The organism is Polaribacter huanghezhanensis (genome assembly GCF_030444335.1).
Taxonomy (GTDB): domain Bacteria; phylum Bacteroidota; class Bacteroidia; order Flavobacteriales; family Flavobacteriaceae; genus Polaribacter; species Polaribacter huanghezhanensis.
In genome coordinates, this window is record NZ_CP128595.1 from 1,490,779 (window position 1) to 1,506,513 (window position 15,735).

Annotated in this window: 9 protein-coding genes, 2 tRNA genes and 3 rRNA genes; 11 read left to right on the forward strand and 3 right to left on the reverse strand. The window is 36.5% G+C overall.

All coding sequences use genetic code 11. The features are described 5' to 3' along the window. Positions 1–37: 37 nt before the first annotated feature. Positions 38–538: a translation initiation factor IF-3 gene (gene infC, locus KCTC32516_RS07105; RefSeq protein ID WP_301402741.1), complete on the reverse strand. Its 501-nt coding sequence runs from the start codon at positions 536–538 to the stop codon at positions 38–40. A 120-nt stretch (positions 539–658) separates the two neighbouring features. After that, the gene (thrS, locus tag KCTC32516_RS07110) at positions 659–2,599 is read right to left on the reverse strand and encodes a threonine--tRNA ligase (RefSeq protein WP_301399730.1); all 1,941 of its coding nucleotides are present in this window, start codon (positions 2,597–2,599) and stop codon (positions 659–661) included. 802 nt (positions 2,600–3,401) lie between these two features. On the opposite strand from thrS, the gene KCTC32516_RS07115 reads away from it, so the two are divergent. From KCTC32516_RS07115 to KCTC32516_RS07145, 7 genes are all read left to right on the forward strand, one after another. After that, a 16S ribosomal RNA gene (locus KCTC32516_RS07115) occupies positions 3,402–4,921 on the forward strand. A gap of 84 nt (positions 4,922–5,005) precedes the next feature. After that, positions 5,006–5,079, forward strand: a tRNA-Ile gene (locus KCTC32516_RS07120). A gap of 125 nt (positions 5,080–5,204) precedes the next feature. Beyond that, a tRNA-Ala gene (locus KCTC32516_RS07125) sits at positions 5,205–5,278 on the forward strand. 216 nt (positions 5,279–5,494) lie between these two features. Next, positions 5,495–8,369 (forward strand): 23S ribosomal RNA (locus tag KCTC32516_RS07130). Between the two features lie 117 nt (positions 8,370–8,486). Then, a 5S ribosomal RNA gene (gene rrf / locus KCTC32516_RS07135) occupies positions 8,487–8,597 on the forward strand. The 16S, 23S and 5S rRNA genes sit together here with 2 tRNA genes alongside, the layout of an rRNA operon. Positions 8,598–8,688: 91 nt before the next feature. Next, positions 8,689–9,471 (forward strand): tRNA pseudouridine synthase A, encoded by a 783-nt coding sequence (locus tag KCTC32516_RS07140; RefSeq protein WP_301399731.1) that lies wholly within the window; start codon positions 8,689–8,691, stop codon positions 9,469–9,471. Between the two features lie 51 nt (positions 9,472–9,522). Next, positions 9,523–9,672, forward strand: coding sequence for a hypothetical protein (locus KCTC32516_RS07145; RefSeq protein WP_301399732.1), 150 nt, complete (start codon positions 9,523–9,525; stop codon positions 9,670–9,672). Positions 9,673–9,846: 174 nt separating this feature from the next. Here the strand turns inward: KCTC32516_RS07145 and KCTC32516_RS07150 are convergent, their stop codons facing one another. Next, a complete protein-coding gene (locus tag KCTC32516_RS07150; protein ID WP_301399733.1) occupies positions 9,847–10,989 on the reverse strand; it encodes an acyl-CoA dehydrogenase in 1,143 nt (380 codons plus the stop codon). 91 nt (positions 10,990–11,080) lie between these two features. Here KCTC32516_RS07150 and KCTC32516_RS07155 point away from each other — a divergent pair, with 91 nt between their 5' ends. The 4 genes from KCTC32516_RS07155 (at position 11,081) to KCTC32516_RS07170 (ending at position 15,728) form a co-directional block, all read left to right on the forward strand. After that, the gene (locus KCTC32516_RS07155; protein WP_301399734.1) at positions 11,081–12,139 is read left to right on the forward strand and encodes an anhydro-N-acetylmuramic acid kinase; all 1,059 of its coding nucleotides are present in this window, start codon (positions 11,081–11,083) and stop codon (positions 12,137–12,139) included. Positions 12,140–12,306: 167 nt separating this feature from the next. Beyond that, entirely contained in the window at positions 12,307–13,539 is a 1,233-nt protein-coding gene (locus tag KCTC32516_RS07160; RefSeq protein ID WP_301399735.1) for a Glu/Leu/Phe/Val dehydrogenase dimerization domain-containing protein, read from the forward strand. Between the two features lie 12 nt (positions 13,540–13,551). After that, positions 13,552–14,946 carry a sodium:proton antiporter NhaD gene (gene nhaD / locus KCTC32516_RS07165; RefSeq protein ID WP_301399736.1) on the forward strand — a complete coding sequence of 465 codons (1,395 nt, stop codon included), beginning with the start codon at positions 13,552–13,554 and terminating at the stop codon, positions 14,944–14,946. Between the two features lie 92 nt (positions 14,947–15,038). Next, positions 15,039–15,728, forward strand: a complete 690-nt coding sequence (locus tag KCTC32516_RS07170; protein ID WP_301399737.1) for a MotA/TolQ/ExbB proton channel family protein — start codon at positions 15,039–15,041, stop codon at positions 15,726–15,728. The last annotated feature ends 7 nt before the right edge of the window (positions 15,729–15,735 follow it).

Below are 15,735 nucleotides of genomic sequence, written 5' to 3' on the forward strand. Positions count from 1 at the left end.
ATTGTTGTATCCCGAACTCGTTTCAGGATTTATTTATTTATTTCCCTACTTTTTTAGGAGCAATAAACATAATCATACGTTTACCCTCTAATTTTGGTAGTTGTTCTACTTTACCGAATTCCTCTAATTCTTGAGCTAATTTTAATAATAAGATTTGTCCTTGCTCTTTAAAGATGATTGATCTTCCTTTAAAGAAAACAAATGCTTTTAATTTTGCTCCTTCTTTTAAGAACTTTATGGCATGTTTCTTTTTAAATTCATAATCATGCTCATCAGTTTGAGGTCCAAAACGAATTTCTTTAACAGTAACTTTAGTTGCTTTCGATTTTAAAGCTTTTTCGCGTTTCTTTTGTTCGTATAAGAATTTCTTATAATCGATAATTTTACAAACTGGAGGAACTGCTTTTGGTGAAATTTCCACTAAATCTAATTCCTGTTCTTCAGCTAACGCTCTTGCTTTTTCAATCGGATACACACCAACTTCGATGTTATCTCCAACTAAACGTACTTCGTCAACAAATTTAATCTTATGATTAATTCTGTGTTGATCTTCTTTAAGTACTCTTAAAGGTCTTCTTGGCCTATTTCTTCTAATTGCTATGACTAATAAATTTTAATTATACAATGCAGTTTCTTTAACTGCTTTTCTTTTTTCTCCTTAAAATGCTACTCTTGTGCTTTTAATTTCATCTTGTATCAATGAAATAAATGCTTCAATAGTAAAAGTTCCGATGTCTCCTTCTCCGTGTTTTCTTACGGATACAGTTCCTTCATTTTCTTCTTTTTCGCCGACAATTACCATAAACGGAATCTTGCTCATTTCTGCATCTCTAATCTTACGACCAGTTTTCTCACTTCTATCATCTACGAGGGCGCGAATTTCGGAATTTTCTAGCGATTCTAAAACTTTTTCTGAATATTTTTGATATTTATCACTGATTGGCAATAAGATAACTTGATCTGGAGTTAACCAAAGAGGGAAATTTCCGCCTGTATGCTCAAGTAACACGGCAATAAATCGTTCCATTGATCCAAATGGTGCTCTGTGAATCATTACTGGTTGATGTAATTGATTATCGGCTCCTTTATAGGTTAATTCAAATCGTTTTGGTAAATTATAGTCAACTTGAATGGTTCCAAGTTGCCAACTTCTGCCTAAAGCGTCTTTAACCATAAAATCTAATTTTGGTCCATAAAAAGCAGCTTCGCCCTCTTCAATTACAAAATTTAAGCCTTTGTCTGTTGCAGCATTTATAATTGCTTGCTCAGCTAATTCCCATGTATGAACATCACCAATATATTTGTCTGGATTTTCTTTGTCTCTAATAGAAACCTGCGCAGTAAAGTTTTCGAAACCTAAAGAACCAAATACATACAATACTAAATCAATTACATTTTTAAATTCTTGATCTAGTTGTTCTGGTGTACAGAATATATGAGCATCATCTTGTGTAAATCCTCTAACACGCGTTAAACCGTGTAATTCTCCACTTTGTTCATATCTATAAACGGTTCCAAATTCGGCAAATCGTTTTGGTAAATCTTTATAAGAATGAGGTTTAAAGTTATATACTTCACAGTGATGCGGACAGTTCATTGGTTTTAATAAAAACTCTTCATCCATTTTCGGAGTTTTTATCGCTTGGAAACTATCTTCTCCATATTTTTCATAATGACCAGAAGTAACATACAATTCTTTCTGACCAATATGTGGTGTCATCACCATTTCATATCCAGCTTTCTTTTGTGCAGCTTTTAAGAAATCTTCTAGTCTTCCTCTTAATGCAGCTCCTTTTGGTAGCCATAAAGGTAAACCGGCTCCAACTTTTTGAGAAAAAGTAAATAATTCTAATTCTCTCCCTAATTTTCTATGATCTCTCTTTTTTGCCTCTTCTAATAACTCTAAATATTCGGTAAGCATTTTTTGCTTCGGAAATGAAATTCCGTAAATACGAGTCAATTGGTTGTTCTTTTCATCACCACGCCAATAAGCGCCAGCAACATTCATTACTTTGATGGCCTTGATGATTCCGGTATTCGGAATATGTCCACCACGGCATAAATCTGTGAAATCAGAATGGTCACAGAAAGTTATCTCTCCGTCCGTTAAATTTTCGATTAACTCAACTTTATATTGATTGTTTTCTTTCTGATAGTAAGCTAAAGCATCATCCTTAGAAACAGACCGTAGCTTAAACTCGTGCTTTCCTCTTGCTAGTTCTAAGAATTTTTGCTCAATTTTAGTAAAGTCTTTTTCAGAGATTACTTCATCTTCTAAGTCTATGTCGTAATAAAACCCATTGTCAATAGCTGGACCAATCGTTAGTTTTGCCTTTGGATGAAATTCTAAAATTGCTTGTGCTAGTACGTGTGCTGATGAATGCCAGAAAGCTTTTTTTCCACCATCATCATTAAATGTATACAATATTAAAGAACCGTCAGAGGTTAGGGGTGTCGTGGTTTCAATAGTCGTCCCATTGAAGTTTGCAGAAATAACATTTCTTGCAAAACCATCACTTATACTTTTAGCAACATCCATTGGAGTGCTATTTTTGTTGTATTCTCTTACGCTTCCGTCAGGTAAAGTAATATGTATCATTTACATTTAATATTTATTGATTGCAAAGATATTAGAAAACTATATTTCACACAATATATATGTTTAAAGATTTCAAAGCATTTCAGCTATTGTTTTTTTGATAAAAAATCAATTTTAATTTACTGATGTTAAGTGTCTTGAAAAAAAGATTAAAAAAAGATTAAAAAAGCTCTTGCAGAAACCAAAAGGGAGTGTATATTTGCACCCGCTAAGAGGAAAACATTAGTTATTTTTTTAGTTGCAGTTCTTTAAAATAGGGTTTAATTTTTTTTAAAAATAATTTAAAAAGAACTTGTGAGAAACAAAATAGTTTCTAGCTTTGCAGCCGCTAAGTAACAGAGTAATTTGTTAATTGCAGTTGTAAGTTCACGAGTAAAATAAGAGTTAGTTTTTTAGAAAAATAATTTACAAGTTGATACTATATTATAGTGTTTTTTTACTCCTGATTTTAAAGTATAAGTTCATTCAAAGTAGTGGTTCAAAAATAAATTAAAAAAAACTTTAAAAAAGTTTTTGTGTTAAGAAAAGAGTTTATACATTTGCACCCGCTTTGAGAGATAAGTAAAGTTCAGGTTAAGAAATAAGAGGAGTTTTGGAATAGTTTAAGGGATTAAATTAGTTAGTTCGAGTCTAACATTTCTACAAAGATTTAGTAAGATTATTGATTGATAAGATTGATTAATTGAAGCTAAAACGTTCATTGAAAATATTGAAATTGACAGCGTAAAACAAAGAGTAAGATTACATGATTTTTATAAATCATAATTCTTTTGAAACTATATCATCCAAATTATAAAAATATACGATGAAGAGTTTGATCCTGGCTCAGGATGAACGCTAGCGGCAGGCTTAACACATGCAAGTCGAGGGGTAACATTGTAGCTTGCTACAGATGACGACCGGCGCACGGGTGCGTAACGCGTATAGAATCTACCTTTTACTTAGGGATAGCCTTTAGAAATGAAGATTAATACCTTATAGTATTTTAGATCGGCATCGATTTAGAATTAAAGATTTATTGGTAAAAGATGGCTATGCGTCCTATTAGTTAGTTGGTGAGGTAACGGCTCACCAAGACAGCGATAGGTAGGGGTCCTGAGAGGGAGATCCCCCACACTGGTACTGAGACACGGACCAGACTCCTACGGGAGGCAGCAGTGAGGAATATTGGACAATGGGCGAGAGCCTGATCCAGCCATGCCGCGTGCAGGAAGACGGCCCTATGGGTTGTAAACTGCTTTTATACAGGAAGAAACACTCCCTCGTGAGGGAGCTTGACGGTACTGTAAGAATAAGCACCGGCTAACTCCGTGCCAGCAGCCGCGGTAATACGGAGGGTGCAAGCGTTATCCGGAATCATTGGGTTTAAAGGGTCCGCAGGCGGTCAATTAAGTCAGAGGTGAAATCCCATAGCTTAACTATGGAACTGCCTTTGATACTGGTTGACTTGAGTTATACGGAAGTAGATAGAATGTGTAGTGTAGCGGTGAAATGCATAGATATTACACAGAATACCGATTGCGAAGGCAGTCTACTACGTATATACTGACGCTCATGGACGAAAGCGTGGGGAGCGAACAGGATTAGATACCCTGGTAGTCCACGCCGTAAACGATGGACACTAGTTGTTGGGATTTATCTCAGTGACTAAGCGAAAGTGATAAGTGTCCCACCTGGGGAGTACGGTCGCAAGATTGAAACTCAAAGGAATTGACGGGGGCCCGCACAAGCGGTGGAGCATGTGGTTTAATTCGATGATACGCGAGGAACCTTACCAGGGCTTAAATGTGGTCTGACAGCTTTAGAGATAGAGTTTTCTTCGGACAGATCACAAGGTGCTGCATGGTTGTCGTCAGCTCGTGCCGTGAGGTGTCAGGTTAAGTCCTATAACGAGCGCAACCCCTACCGTTAGTTGCTAGCAGGTCATGCTGAGGACTCTAACGGGACTGCCTACGCAAGTAGAGAGGAAGGTGGGGATGACGTCAAATCATCACGGCCCTTACGTCCTGGGCTACACACGTGCTACAATGGTATGGACAATGAGCAGCCACTATGCAAATAGGAGCGAATCTATAAACCATATCACAGTTCGGATCGGAGTCTGCAACTCGACTCCGTGAAGCTGGAATCGCTAGTAATCGGATATCAGCCATGATCCGGTGAATACGTTCCCGGGCCTTGTACACACCGCCCGTCAAGCCATGGAAGCTGGGGGTACCTGAAGTCGGTCACCGTAAGGAGCCGCCTAGGGTAAAACTGGTAACTAGGGCTAAGTCGTAACAAGGTAGCCGTACCGGAAGGTGCGGCTGGAACACCTCCTTTCTAGAGAAAAGATGGTGAGTTACGAAAGAAGATTTTACTCTTTGCTGTTAATTTTAAACAAATACTAAATATTTAAGCTATTATAGTCTCGTAGCTCAGCTGGTTAGAGCGCTACACTGATAATGTAGAGGTCGGCAGTTCGAGTCTGCCCGAGACTACTAATTTTTAGATATTTAAGGAAATTTTAGAAGTTGGGAAACCAGTTTACAGTACGCAGTATGCAGTACCCAGTACATCACGTAATAACTGATTGCTGAACACTGATTACTGATTACTAAAAAACGGGGGATTAGCTCAGCTGGCTAGAGCGCCTGCCTTGCACGCAGGAGGTCATCGGTTCGACTCCGATATTCTCCACAATCCAGTAAACAGTCACAGTTTACAGTAAGCAGTTCACTGCCTACTGCAGCTGAGCACTGAATACTAAGGAAAAAGTTCATTGACATATTGGTATAATGATATCGTAAGAATCAAATAGATAGAGAAGGTTTAGACTTTTAATTAAGTTTAAGCAAAATTTTATAAAAATAATAAAAGAGCTCGTTGTAGAAGTGATTCTACAGCAAAAAGTACAATAAGCTAAATAAGGGCGTATGGCGGATGCCTAGGCTCTCAGAGACGATGAAGGACGCGATAAGCTGCGAAAAGTTACGGGGAGAAGCACATATTTTATGATCCGTAAATATCCGAATGGGGCAACCCGGCATGTTGAAGACATGTCACCTAGTAATAGGAGTAAACCCGGTGAACTGAAACATCTAAGTAACCGGAGGAAGAGAAAACAATAGTGATTCCGTTAGTAGTGGCGAGCGAACGCGGAACAGCCCAAACCAAAGTTGTTACGGCAATTTTGGGGTTGTAGGGCCACAATATTCGAAACTAAGTGAATTAGAACTGTTTGGAAAGACAGACCAAAGAGGGTGATAGTCCCGTATAAGTAAGCGAAGTTTAGATAGTGGTACCCTGAGTAGTGCGGGACACGAGTAATCCTGTATGAATCCACCGGGACCATCCGGTAAGGCTAAATACTCCTGAGAGACCGATAGTGAACTAGTACCGTGAGGGAAAGGTGAAAAGAACCCTAAGTAAGGGAGTGAAAGAGATCCTGAAACCGTACGCCTACAAGCGGTCGGAGCACATTTACTGTGTGACGGCGTGCCTTTTGCATAATGAGCCTACGAGTTACTGTTTCTAGCAAGGTTAAATGTTTAAGACATGGAGCCGGAGCGAAAGCGAGTCTGAATAGGGCGCATAGTTAGTAGTAGTAGACGCGAAACCGGGTGATCTACCCATGGGCAGGTTGAAGCTGTGGTAACACATAGTGGAGGACCGAACCAGTTGACGTTGAAAAGTCTTTGGATGACCTGTGGGTAGGGGTGAAAGGCCAATCAAACCCGGAAATAGCTCGTACTCCCCGAAATGCATTTAGGTGCAGCGTTGTGGTAAAGTTTTATAGAGGTAGAGCTACTGATTGGATGCGGGGGCTTCACCGCCTACCAATTCCTGACAAACTCCGAATGCTATAAAATATACACAGCAGTGAGGGCATGGGTGCTAAGGTCCATGTCCGAGAGGGAAAGAACCCAGACCATCAGCTAAGGTCCCAAAATATATGTTAAGTTGAACTAACGAGGTGAAACTGCTTAGACAGCTAGGATGTTGGCTTGGAAGCAGCCATTCATTTAAAGAGTGCGTAACAGCTCACTAGTCGAGCGGTTTTGCATGGATAATAATCGGGCATAAACATATTACCGAAGCTATGGATTTGTAATTTATTACAAGTGGTAGGGGAGCATTGTAACCTGCGTAGAAGGTGTACTGTAAGGTATGCTGGAGTGGTTACAAAAGAAAATGTAGGCATAAGTAACGATAATGCGGGCGAGAAACCCGCACACCGAAAGACTAAGGTTTCCTCAGCGATGCTAATCAGCTGAGGGTTAGTCGGGTCCTAAGGCGAATCCGAAGGGAGTAGTCGATGGATAACAGGTTAATATTCCTGTACTTCTTATAATTGCGATGGGGTGACGGAGTAATGAAAGCACCGCGTACTGACGGAATAGTACGTTGAAGAATGTAGCTATAGAACCAGATTAAGAGTTAGGTTTTGGCAAAGTTCGATAGTACCACAACTCTTCGGACGAGTGGATAGTGTGCCTAAGCGCTTCCAAGAAAAACCTCTAAGCTTCAGATTATAAGAACCCGTACCGTAAACCGACACAGGTAGTTGGGATGAGAATTCTAAGGTGCTCGAGAGATTCATGGCTAAGGAACTAGGCAAAATAGACCCGTAACTTCGGGAGAAGGGTCGCCCCGCTTTACAGCGGGGCCGCAGTGAAAAGGTCCAGGCGACTGTTTATCAAAAACACAGGGCTTTGCTAAATTGAAAGATGATGTATAAGGCCTGACACCTGCCCGGTGCTGGAAGGTTAAGTGGAGGGTTTAGCTTCGGCGAAGATCTGAAATGAAGCCCCAGTAAACGGCGGCCGTAACTATAACGGTCCTAAGGTAGCGAAATTCCTTGTCGGGTAAGTTCCGACCTGCACGAATGGTGCAACGATCTGGACACTGTCTCAGCCATGAGCTCGGTGAAATTGTAGTATCGGTGAAGATGCCGATTACCCGCAGCGGGACGAAAAGACCCCGTGAACCTTTACTATAGCTTAGTATTGACTTTGGATAAGTAATGTGTAGGATAGGTGGGAGACTATGAAGTGGCGTCGCTAGGCGTTGTGGAGTCGTCCTTGAAATACCACCCTTTGCTTGTCTAGAGCCTAACTCAGAAATGAGGACAGTGCTTGGTGGGTAGTTTGACTGGGGTGGTCGCCTCCAAAAGAGTAACGGAGGCTTCTAAAGGTACCCTCAGTACGCTTGGTAACCGTACGTAGAGTGCAATGGCATAAGGGTGCTTGACTGAGAGACATACAGGTCGATCAGGTTGGAAACAAGAGCATAGTGATCCGGTGGTTCCGCATGGAAGGGCCATCGCTCAAAGGATAAAAGGTACTCCGGGGATAACAGGCTGATCTCCCCCAAGAGCTCATATCGACGGGGGGGTTTGGCACCTCGATGTCGGCTCGTCACATCCTGGGGCTGGAGAAGGTCCCAAGGGTTGGGCTGTTCGCCCATTAAAGTGGCACGCGAGCTGGGTTCAGAACGTCGTGAGACAGTTCGGTCTCTATCTGCTGTGGGCGTTAGAAATTTGCGTGGATCTGACTCTAGTACGAGAGGACCGAGTTGGACTGACCTCTAGTGTACCAGTTGTTCCGCCAGGAGCACTGCTGGGTAGCTACGTCGGGAAGGGATAAGCGCTGAAAGCATATAAGCGCGAAACCCACCACAAGATGAGATTTCTTTAAAGGGTCGTGGGAGACTACCACGTTGATAGGATACAGGTGTAAAGGCAGTAATGTCATAGCCGAGTATTACTAATAACCCATAAGCTTATGTATGTCCACGCCTTCGGGCGTGGCGACACTCTTTTTTTTAAAAGACTAGATGATTTAAATGATATTATTAGACCAGTATGTTAATTTATACAGTTGCCAATTAGTGCAACTGAAAGATTTAAGGTGGTTATAGCGATGGGGCTCACCTCTTCCCATACCGAACAGAGAAGTTAAGCCCATTTGCGCCGATGGTACTGCCATTATGGTGGGAGAGTAGGTCGCTGCCTTTCTTTATATTGATACAAATCAATATAATATACTAAAGTCCTCAATCATATGATTGAGGACTTTTTTTTGGTTTAAAAAGTTTATTTTTATTGAATGAAATATCCATTTACATATTTGGTTGAGGTTCAGTTTTTAGGGTTTCGATTTTCGGGTTGGCAAAAGCAAACAAATGCAAAAACATTGCATGATATGGTTGATAAAACATTAAGTTTTGTTTTTGATGAAGGTGTAAAATACAAAACGCTTGGTGCTGGTAGAACAGATGCGAAAGTTTCTGCTTCTAGATATGGTTTTCAATTGTTTTTACATGCAGATATAAATACTTCAGATTTTTTGAAAGATTTTAATTATAATTCTCCTCCAGATATTAAGGGTTTGTCAATTAAAAAAGTAACCTCAGACTTTAATATTATACAATCTTCAAAAATAAAGGAATATCATTATTATTTTTCTTTTGGAGAAAAACCACATGCATTTTCTGCGCCATTTTTAGTTGGTTTGAATGAACAACTAGATATTAACGCTATGGTACATGGCGCAAAATTATTTGTAGGAGAACATTATTTTCATAAATACTGCACAAAACCTTCTGAGAAAACCATTTTTAAAAGAATTATTGATTCTTGCGAGATTGTAGAGAATACAATTTTGCAAGCGAATTTCTTTCCTACAAAAAGTTATGTTTTAAAAGTAAAAGGAAAAGGTTTTTTACGGTATCAAATAAGATTGATGATGGGAATATTATTTGAATTAGGAAAAGGAAACATTGATTTAGAGTTTATAGAAAATTCTTTAAAAGAAGCTAATGATAGAAAATTTTTAAGAGAAATTGCTCCGGCTTCAGGTTTGCAATTGTACGATGTTCAGTTTAAGTAAATAGCATGAATTTATTTTAGTATATTGAGTGAACATTTTAAAATTAAAAAAATGAAAAATAAGGCAGGAATTATTTTAGTACTTCTCGGATTTTTAATGATTTATATTGGTGGTTTTTACGGGCCTAAAGTAATTTTAGCTCCAATTATTACAGCACTTGGTTTTTTTGTGATTGCTGCTGTATTTTTTAAAGAGAAGTAAATTTTTAAACTACATCTGCGTAAGGGATTGTAGTGGAAATCCTTTTTTGAGGAAGGAAAAAAAGATTGCAACAAAAGCCCGACCGTTTTCGGTTACGCCCAAAAAAAAATCCACCTTTTAATAAAGATGGATTTTAGGATTCTTAGTTCTCAACTCCGTTAGAAGATACAAATTTTATCCTTTGATAATACCTCTAGAAATTACAATCTTCTGAATTTCTGAAGTTCCTTCGTAAATTTGAGTAATTTTTGCATCACGCATTAAACGCTCTACATGATAGTCTTTTACAAAACCGTTACCACCATGAATTTGTACGGCTTCGACAGTGTGTTCCATGGCAACTTTTGACGCATATAATTTTGCCATTGCGCTAGACATATCGTAATTATTTCCTTGATCTTTATCCCAAGCGGCTTTCATAACTAACATTCTTGCAGCTTCAATTTCTGTGTGCATGTCTGCTAATTTAAAAGCAATTGCTTGATGATTGCAAATTTCTGTTCCGAATGCTTTACGTTCTTTAGAATATTTTAAAGCCAATTCATACGCTCCGGCTGCAATTCCCAACGCTTGAGAAGCAATTCCGATTCTTCCACCAGATAATGTTTTCATGGCGAATTTAAATCCGAAACCATCTTCTCCAATTCTATTTTCTTTAGGCACTTTTACATCATTAAATTGTAATGTATGTGTATCACTTCCTCTAATTCCTAATTTATCTTCTTTGGGTCCAACATGAAAACCTTCCGTTCCTTTTTCAACAATAAAAGCATTAATTCCATGATGCCCTTTTTCTTTATGAGTTTGGGCAATTACTAAATAAACATCAGCTCTACCACCACTTGTTATCCAGTTTTTTGTTCCGTTTATTACATAATGATCGCCTTTGTCAATAGCAGTTGTACTTTGTGAAGTTGCATCTGAACCAGCTTCAGGTTCAGACAAACAAAAAGCACCAACAAACTCGCCAGTTGCTAATTTTGTTAAATATTTTTGTTTTTGTTCTTCATTTGCGTACGATTCTAATCCGTAGCAAACCAAAGAATTATTTACAGATACAATTACAGAAGCAGAGGCATCAATTTTAGACAATTCTTCCATAATTAATACGTAAGAAATTGCGTCCATTCCGCTTCCTCCGTATTTTGGATCAACCATAATTCCTAAGAAACCTAAATCTCCCATTTTTTTGACTAATTCTTGTGGGAATTCTTGCTTATTATCTCTTTCTATAACTCCAGGTAACAATTCTGTTTGTGCAAAATCTCGAGCTGCAGCTTTAATCATTAAGTGTTCTTCGGTAAGGTTAAAGTCCATTTATAGTAGTATTATTATATTCGTAAAAAATGTGTTCAAAGATACATTTTTAGTAATAAATTATCAATAAAGTTTTATTATTTTTACAGATATGAGTACTAAAAAAATAAATATAATTGGTTTAATGTCTGGAACATCTTTAGATGGTTTAGATCTGGTTTATGTTACCTTTGATAAAAAAAGCTACGAAAATTTTGAAATTCAGTATTCAGAAACCATAGCATATTCAAAATTATGGAAAGAAAAATTAGCAAAAGCAATTGATAAATCTGATGAAGAATTACAAGAACTTGATTTAGAATATGGAAAATTACTTGCTAAAAAAGTGAATAGTTTTATCAAAAAAAATAGGATTATAAATATTGATTTTATTGCTTCTCATGGTCATACAGTTTTGCATCAACCCGAAAAAGGAATTACATTACAAATAGGAGATGGTCAAACACTAGCAAACGAAACTCAGCAAAAAGTTGTGTGTGATTTTAGAACTCAAGATGTAAAATTGGGTGGGCAAGGAGCACCATTGGTTCCGATTGGAGATGAATTTTTGTTTCATCAATACGATACTTGTTTAAATTTAGGTGGATTTGCAAATGTTTCTTTTAAAGAGCAAAACAAAAGAATTGCTTTTGATATTTGTCCAGTAAATATTGTGCTAAATTATTATGTAAATACATTGGGTTTTGATTATGATAACAAAGGCAAAATTGCTTCAACAGGAATTATAAATACAAAACTATTAGAAGAATTAAACTCTTTGAATTATTACAAAACAAAACCTCCAAAATCTTTGGGGTTAGAATGGGTGCAGTCAACTATTATTCCATTAATTGATGACAAAAATCTTGAAATAAAAGATGTTTTAGCAACATTTATGGAACATGTTGCAATTCAAATTGCCGCTTCTACAAAGAAGTGTAAAAATATTTTTATAACTGGCGGTGGCGTTTTTAATGAATTTTTGATAAAAAGAATAAATCACCATTCAAATTTAGAAATGATCATTCCCAATTCTCAAATAGTCAATTATAAAGAAGCTTTAATATTTGCTTTTTTAGGGTTGTTACGTGTTGATAATCAAGTTAATTGCTTGAGTTCTGTTACTGGAGCAAAAAAAGACCACAGTTCTGGAGTTATATTTACATCATAAAATTTTCTAAAAGAATATTATTTTTGTTTGGGCAATCATTTTTTTGCACTAAGTTTGTGTATAAGAACTTCTATATCACATTTAAACCAGAAAAAATGAACCAACTTTAACTGCTATCAATTTTTAAAAAGATAAAAGATAAAAAATTGAATTATTAGCAACATCAAATGAAAGATTTACTTAAAAAATACGAAAATAAACAACCAGAAATAGTTTTTAATTGGAAAGATCCTGAAACAGATGCAGAAGGATGGACTGTAATTAATTCACTTCGTGGTGGAGCTGCCGGTGGCGGAACAAGAATGAGAAAAGGCTTAGATATGAACGAAGTGTTGTCTTTAGCCAAAACTATGGAAGTAAAATTTACCGTTTCTGGACCCGCAATTGGTGGTGCAAAATCTGGAATTAATTTTGATCCAAATGATCCGAGAAAAAGAGGCGTTTTAGAACGATGGTACAAAGCAGTTACGCCGTTGTTAAAACATTATTATGGAACTGGAGGAGACTTAAATGTTGATGCAGATAAAGACGTAATTCCGATTACCGAAGATTGTGGTGTTTGGCATCCGCAAGAAGGAATTTTTAACGGACATTTTAAACCAACTGAAGCCGATAAAATTAATAGAATTGGACAATTACGACTTGGCGTTATTAAAATTATTGAAGACAAAAAATTCTCACCAGATTTATCAAGAAAATATACCGTTGCAGATATGTTAACAGGTTATGGTGTTGCAGAAGCTGTAAATCATTATTACAATATTTACGGCGGATCTATCAAAGGAAAAAAAGCAGTTGTACAAGGTTTTGGAAATGTTGGTTCTGCCGCAGCATATTATTTAACGCAATTAGGAGCAAAAGTTGTTGGTATTATTGATAGAGACGGAGGAGTTATTAATGAATCAGGTTTTTCTTTTGATGAAATGACTGCGTTATTTTTAGGAAAAGATGGAAACAAATTGGTTTCAGAAAAGATGATTCCTTTTGATGAGATGAATCAAAAAGTGTGGTCATTAGGAGCAGAAATTTTTGTTCCAGCTGCAGCTTCAAGATTGGTTTCTAAAGAACAAGTTACTCAAATGATTACTTCTGGATTAGAAGTAATTTCTCCAGGAGCAAATGTGCCTTTTGCAGATAAAGAAATATTTTTTGGACCAATTATGGAATATACTGATGGACATGTAAGTTTGCTTCCAGATTTTATTTCAAATTGTGGTATCGCTAGAGTATTTGCTTATTTAATGGAAGCTAGAGTGCAATTGCCTATGCAAGATGAAGCCATTTTTAATGATACTTCAGAAACCATTAGAAAAGCATTGGTTAAAACGTTTGAAAAGAACAAGAGTAAAACAGAAATATGTAAAACGGCGTTTGAAATAGCGTTAAAACAATTAATTTAATTTTATATAATTATGGAAACGATTATCATTTTGGTTTTTGTGGTTGGTTATTTAGCCATTACATTAGAACACAATTTAAAAATAGATAAATTAATACCAGCGCTCGTTATGATGGCGGTTTGTTGGGCTTTAGTAGCTTTAAATGTGGATCAATTTTCTAATTGGTTCGATTCAGCAAAACACGCTTTGGTAGAAGGTTTCCCTTCTTTATTGCATGCAGATAAAATGCATTTAGTAGAAGAAACATTATTGCATCATTTAGGAAAAACCGCAGAGATTTTAGTGTTCTTATTAGGAGCAATGACTATTGTAGAAATTATCGATTATTTTGACGGATTTTCTACAATTAAAGGATATGTTAAAACGAAAAGTAAAAAGAGAATTCTATGGATTTTTTCTTTTTTAGCATTTACCCTTTCTGCAATTATTGATAATTTAACAGCAACGATTGTTTTAATTTCTATTTTACAAAAAATAATTACCAAAAGAGATGACAGAATTTGGTTTGCAGGATTGATAATTATTGCTGCAAATGCAGGTGGAGCGTGGTCTCCGATTGGAGACGTAACAACTACTATGTTGTGGATTGGTAAAAAAGTTACTGCTTGGAAATTAATAGAATACATCTTTATTCCTTCTTTACTTTGTATGTTGGTTCCTTCGTTAATTGCAAGTTTTTTACCTGCATTTAAAGGAGATATTGAAGAGAATCCAAGTGAAGCAGATTCAAAACCCAAAAGTAAGTACAGTGCTATAATGTTATATTTAGGGTTGGGAGCTATCGTTTTTGTTCCAATCTTTAAAACAATTACACATTTACCTCCTTATGTTGGTATGATGTTATCACTTGGTATCGTTGCAACTTTTGCAGAAATCTATAGTAGAACAAAATTTTCTATGACAAGTTATGATAGTGAAGAATCTGAAGCGAATGCACATCACAGTCCGGTGCATCATTCGTTATCAAAAATAGAAATGCCAAGTATTTTATTTTTCTTAGGAATTTTAATGTCTGTTGCAGCCTTAGAATCCTTAGGAATTTTATTCAACTTTGCATCAACATTAAAAGAAACCGTTCCGATGATGGGAACAGAATTACATCATGAAGGAGTTTCTGATATGGTTGTGCTATTATTAGGAGTTGGATCTGCAGTGATAGATAATGTACCTTTAGTAGCAGCAAGTTTAGGAATGTTTCATCAACCAATTGATGACGAATTATGGCACTTTATTGCATTTTCTGCAGGTACAGGTGGAAGTATGTTGATTATTGGTTCTGCAGCAGGAGTTGTTGCAATGGGAATGGAAAAAATTGATTTCTTTTGGTATTTAAAAAAGATTTCTTGGTTAGCTTTGGTCGGTTTTATGGTTGGCTCATTTGCCTTTATGTTTCTCCGACAATTTTAAAATAGAAGCCCGAGATTTTCTCGGGTTTTTTTAAACAATTTTTAAAAAGTAAACTCGTTTAGTTTACATAAATCTTTAATTTAATATAAAATATGTTATTGTTTATTCAAGAAAACATTGATGCAGTTACAGAAGTAATTTCAGACGAAAAAACATTGTCAATTTATAAATTGATCATGGAAAGTGGAACAGGTGGACGATTAATAATTGGATTGCTTTTTGTGTTATTAGCTGTTGCACTGTATATTTATTTTGAGCGCTTTTTTGCAATTAAAGCTGCAGCTAAAGTTGATGAAAATTTTATGAATCAAATTAAAGATTATGTGTCTGAAGGAAAATTAAATGCCGCAACTGATTTATGTAAAAATACAGATTCGCCAACCGCAAGATTGGTAGGAAAAGGGATTTCTAGAATAGGTAAACCGTTGGATGATATTAATAAAGCGATAGAAAACTCAGGGAAATTAGAAATTTATCAATTAGAAAAAAACGTGAGTGTTTTGGCAACTATTGCTGGTGCAGCACCAATGATTGGGTTTTTAGGAACTGTTATTGGAATGATTGTTGCAATTCATGAAATTGCAAATTCTGGCGGACAAATAGATATAAAATTATTATCAGACGGATTGTACACGGCAATGACAACAACGGTTGCAGGTTTAATTGTTGGAATTATAGCCTACATCACCTACAATCATTTAGTAGTAAGAACTGATAAAGTAATCTATAAAATGGAAGCAACTTCGGTGGAGTTTTTAGATTTGTTAAACGAACCAGTATAAATGAGTG

What these genes read in the sequence shown, in the direction of transcription:
- thrS (WP_301399730.1), bottom strand. Translation starts at nt 2,599, where the DNA reads ATGATACATATTACTTTACCTGACGGAAGCGTAAGAGAATACAACAAA.
- KCTC32516_RS07140 (WP_301399731.1), top strand. Translation starts at nt 8,689, where the DNA reads ATGAAATATCCATTTACATATTTGGTTGAGGTTCAGTTTTTAGGGTTT.
- KCTC32516_RS07145 (WP_301399732.1), top strand. Translation starts at nt 9,523, where the DNA reads ATGAAAAATAAGGCAGGAATTATTTTAGTACTTCTCGGATTTTTAATG.
- KCTC32516_RS07150 (WP_301399733.1), bottom strand. Translation starts at nt 10,989, where the DNA reads ATGGACTTTAACCTTACCGAAGAACACTTAATGATTAAAGCTGCAGCT.
- KCTC32516_RS07155 (WP_301399734.1), top strand. Translation starts at nt 11,081, where the DNA reads ATGAGTACTAAAAAAATAAATATAATTGGTTTAATGTCTGGAACATCT.
- KCTC32516_RS07160 (WP_301399735.1), top strand. Translation starts at nt 12,307, where the DNA reads ATGAAAGATTTACTTAAAAAATACGAAAATAAACAACCAGAAATAGTT.
- nhaD (WP_301399736.1), top strand. Translation starts at nt 13,552, where the DNA reads ATGGAAACGATTATCATTTTGGTTTTTGTGGTTGGTTATTTAGCCATT.
- KCTC32516_RS07170 (WP_301399737.1), top strand. Translation starts at nt 15,039, where the DNA reads ATGTTATTGTTTATTCAAGAAAACATTGATGCAGTTACAGAAGTAATT.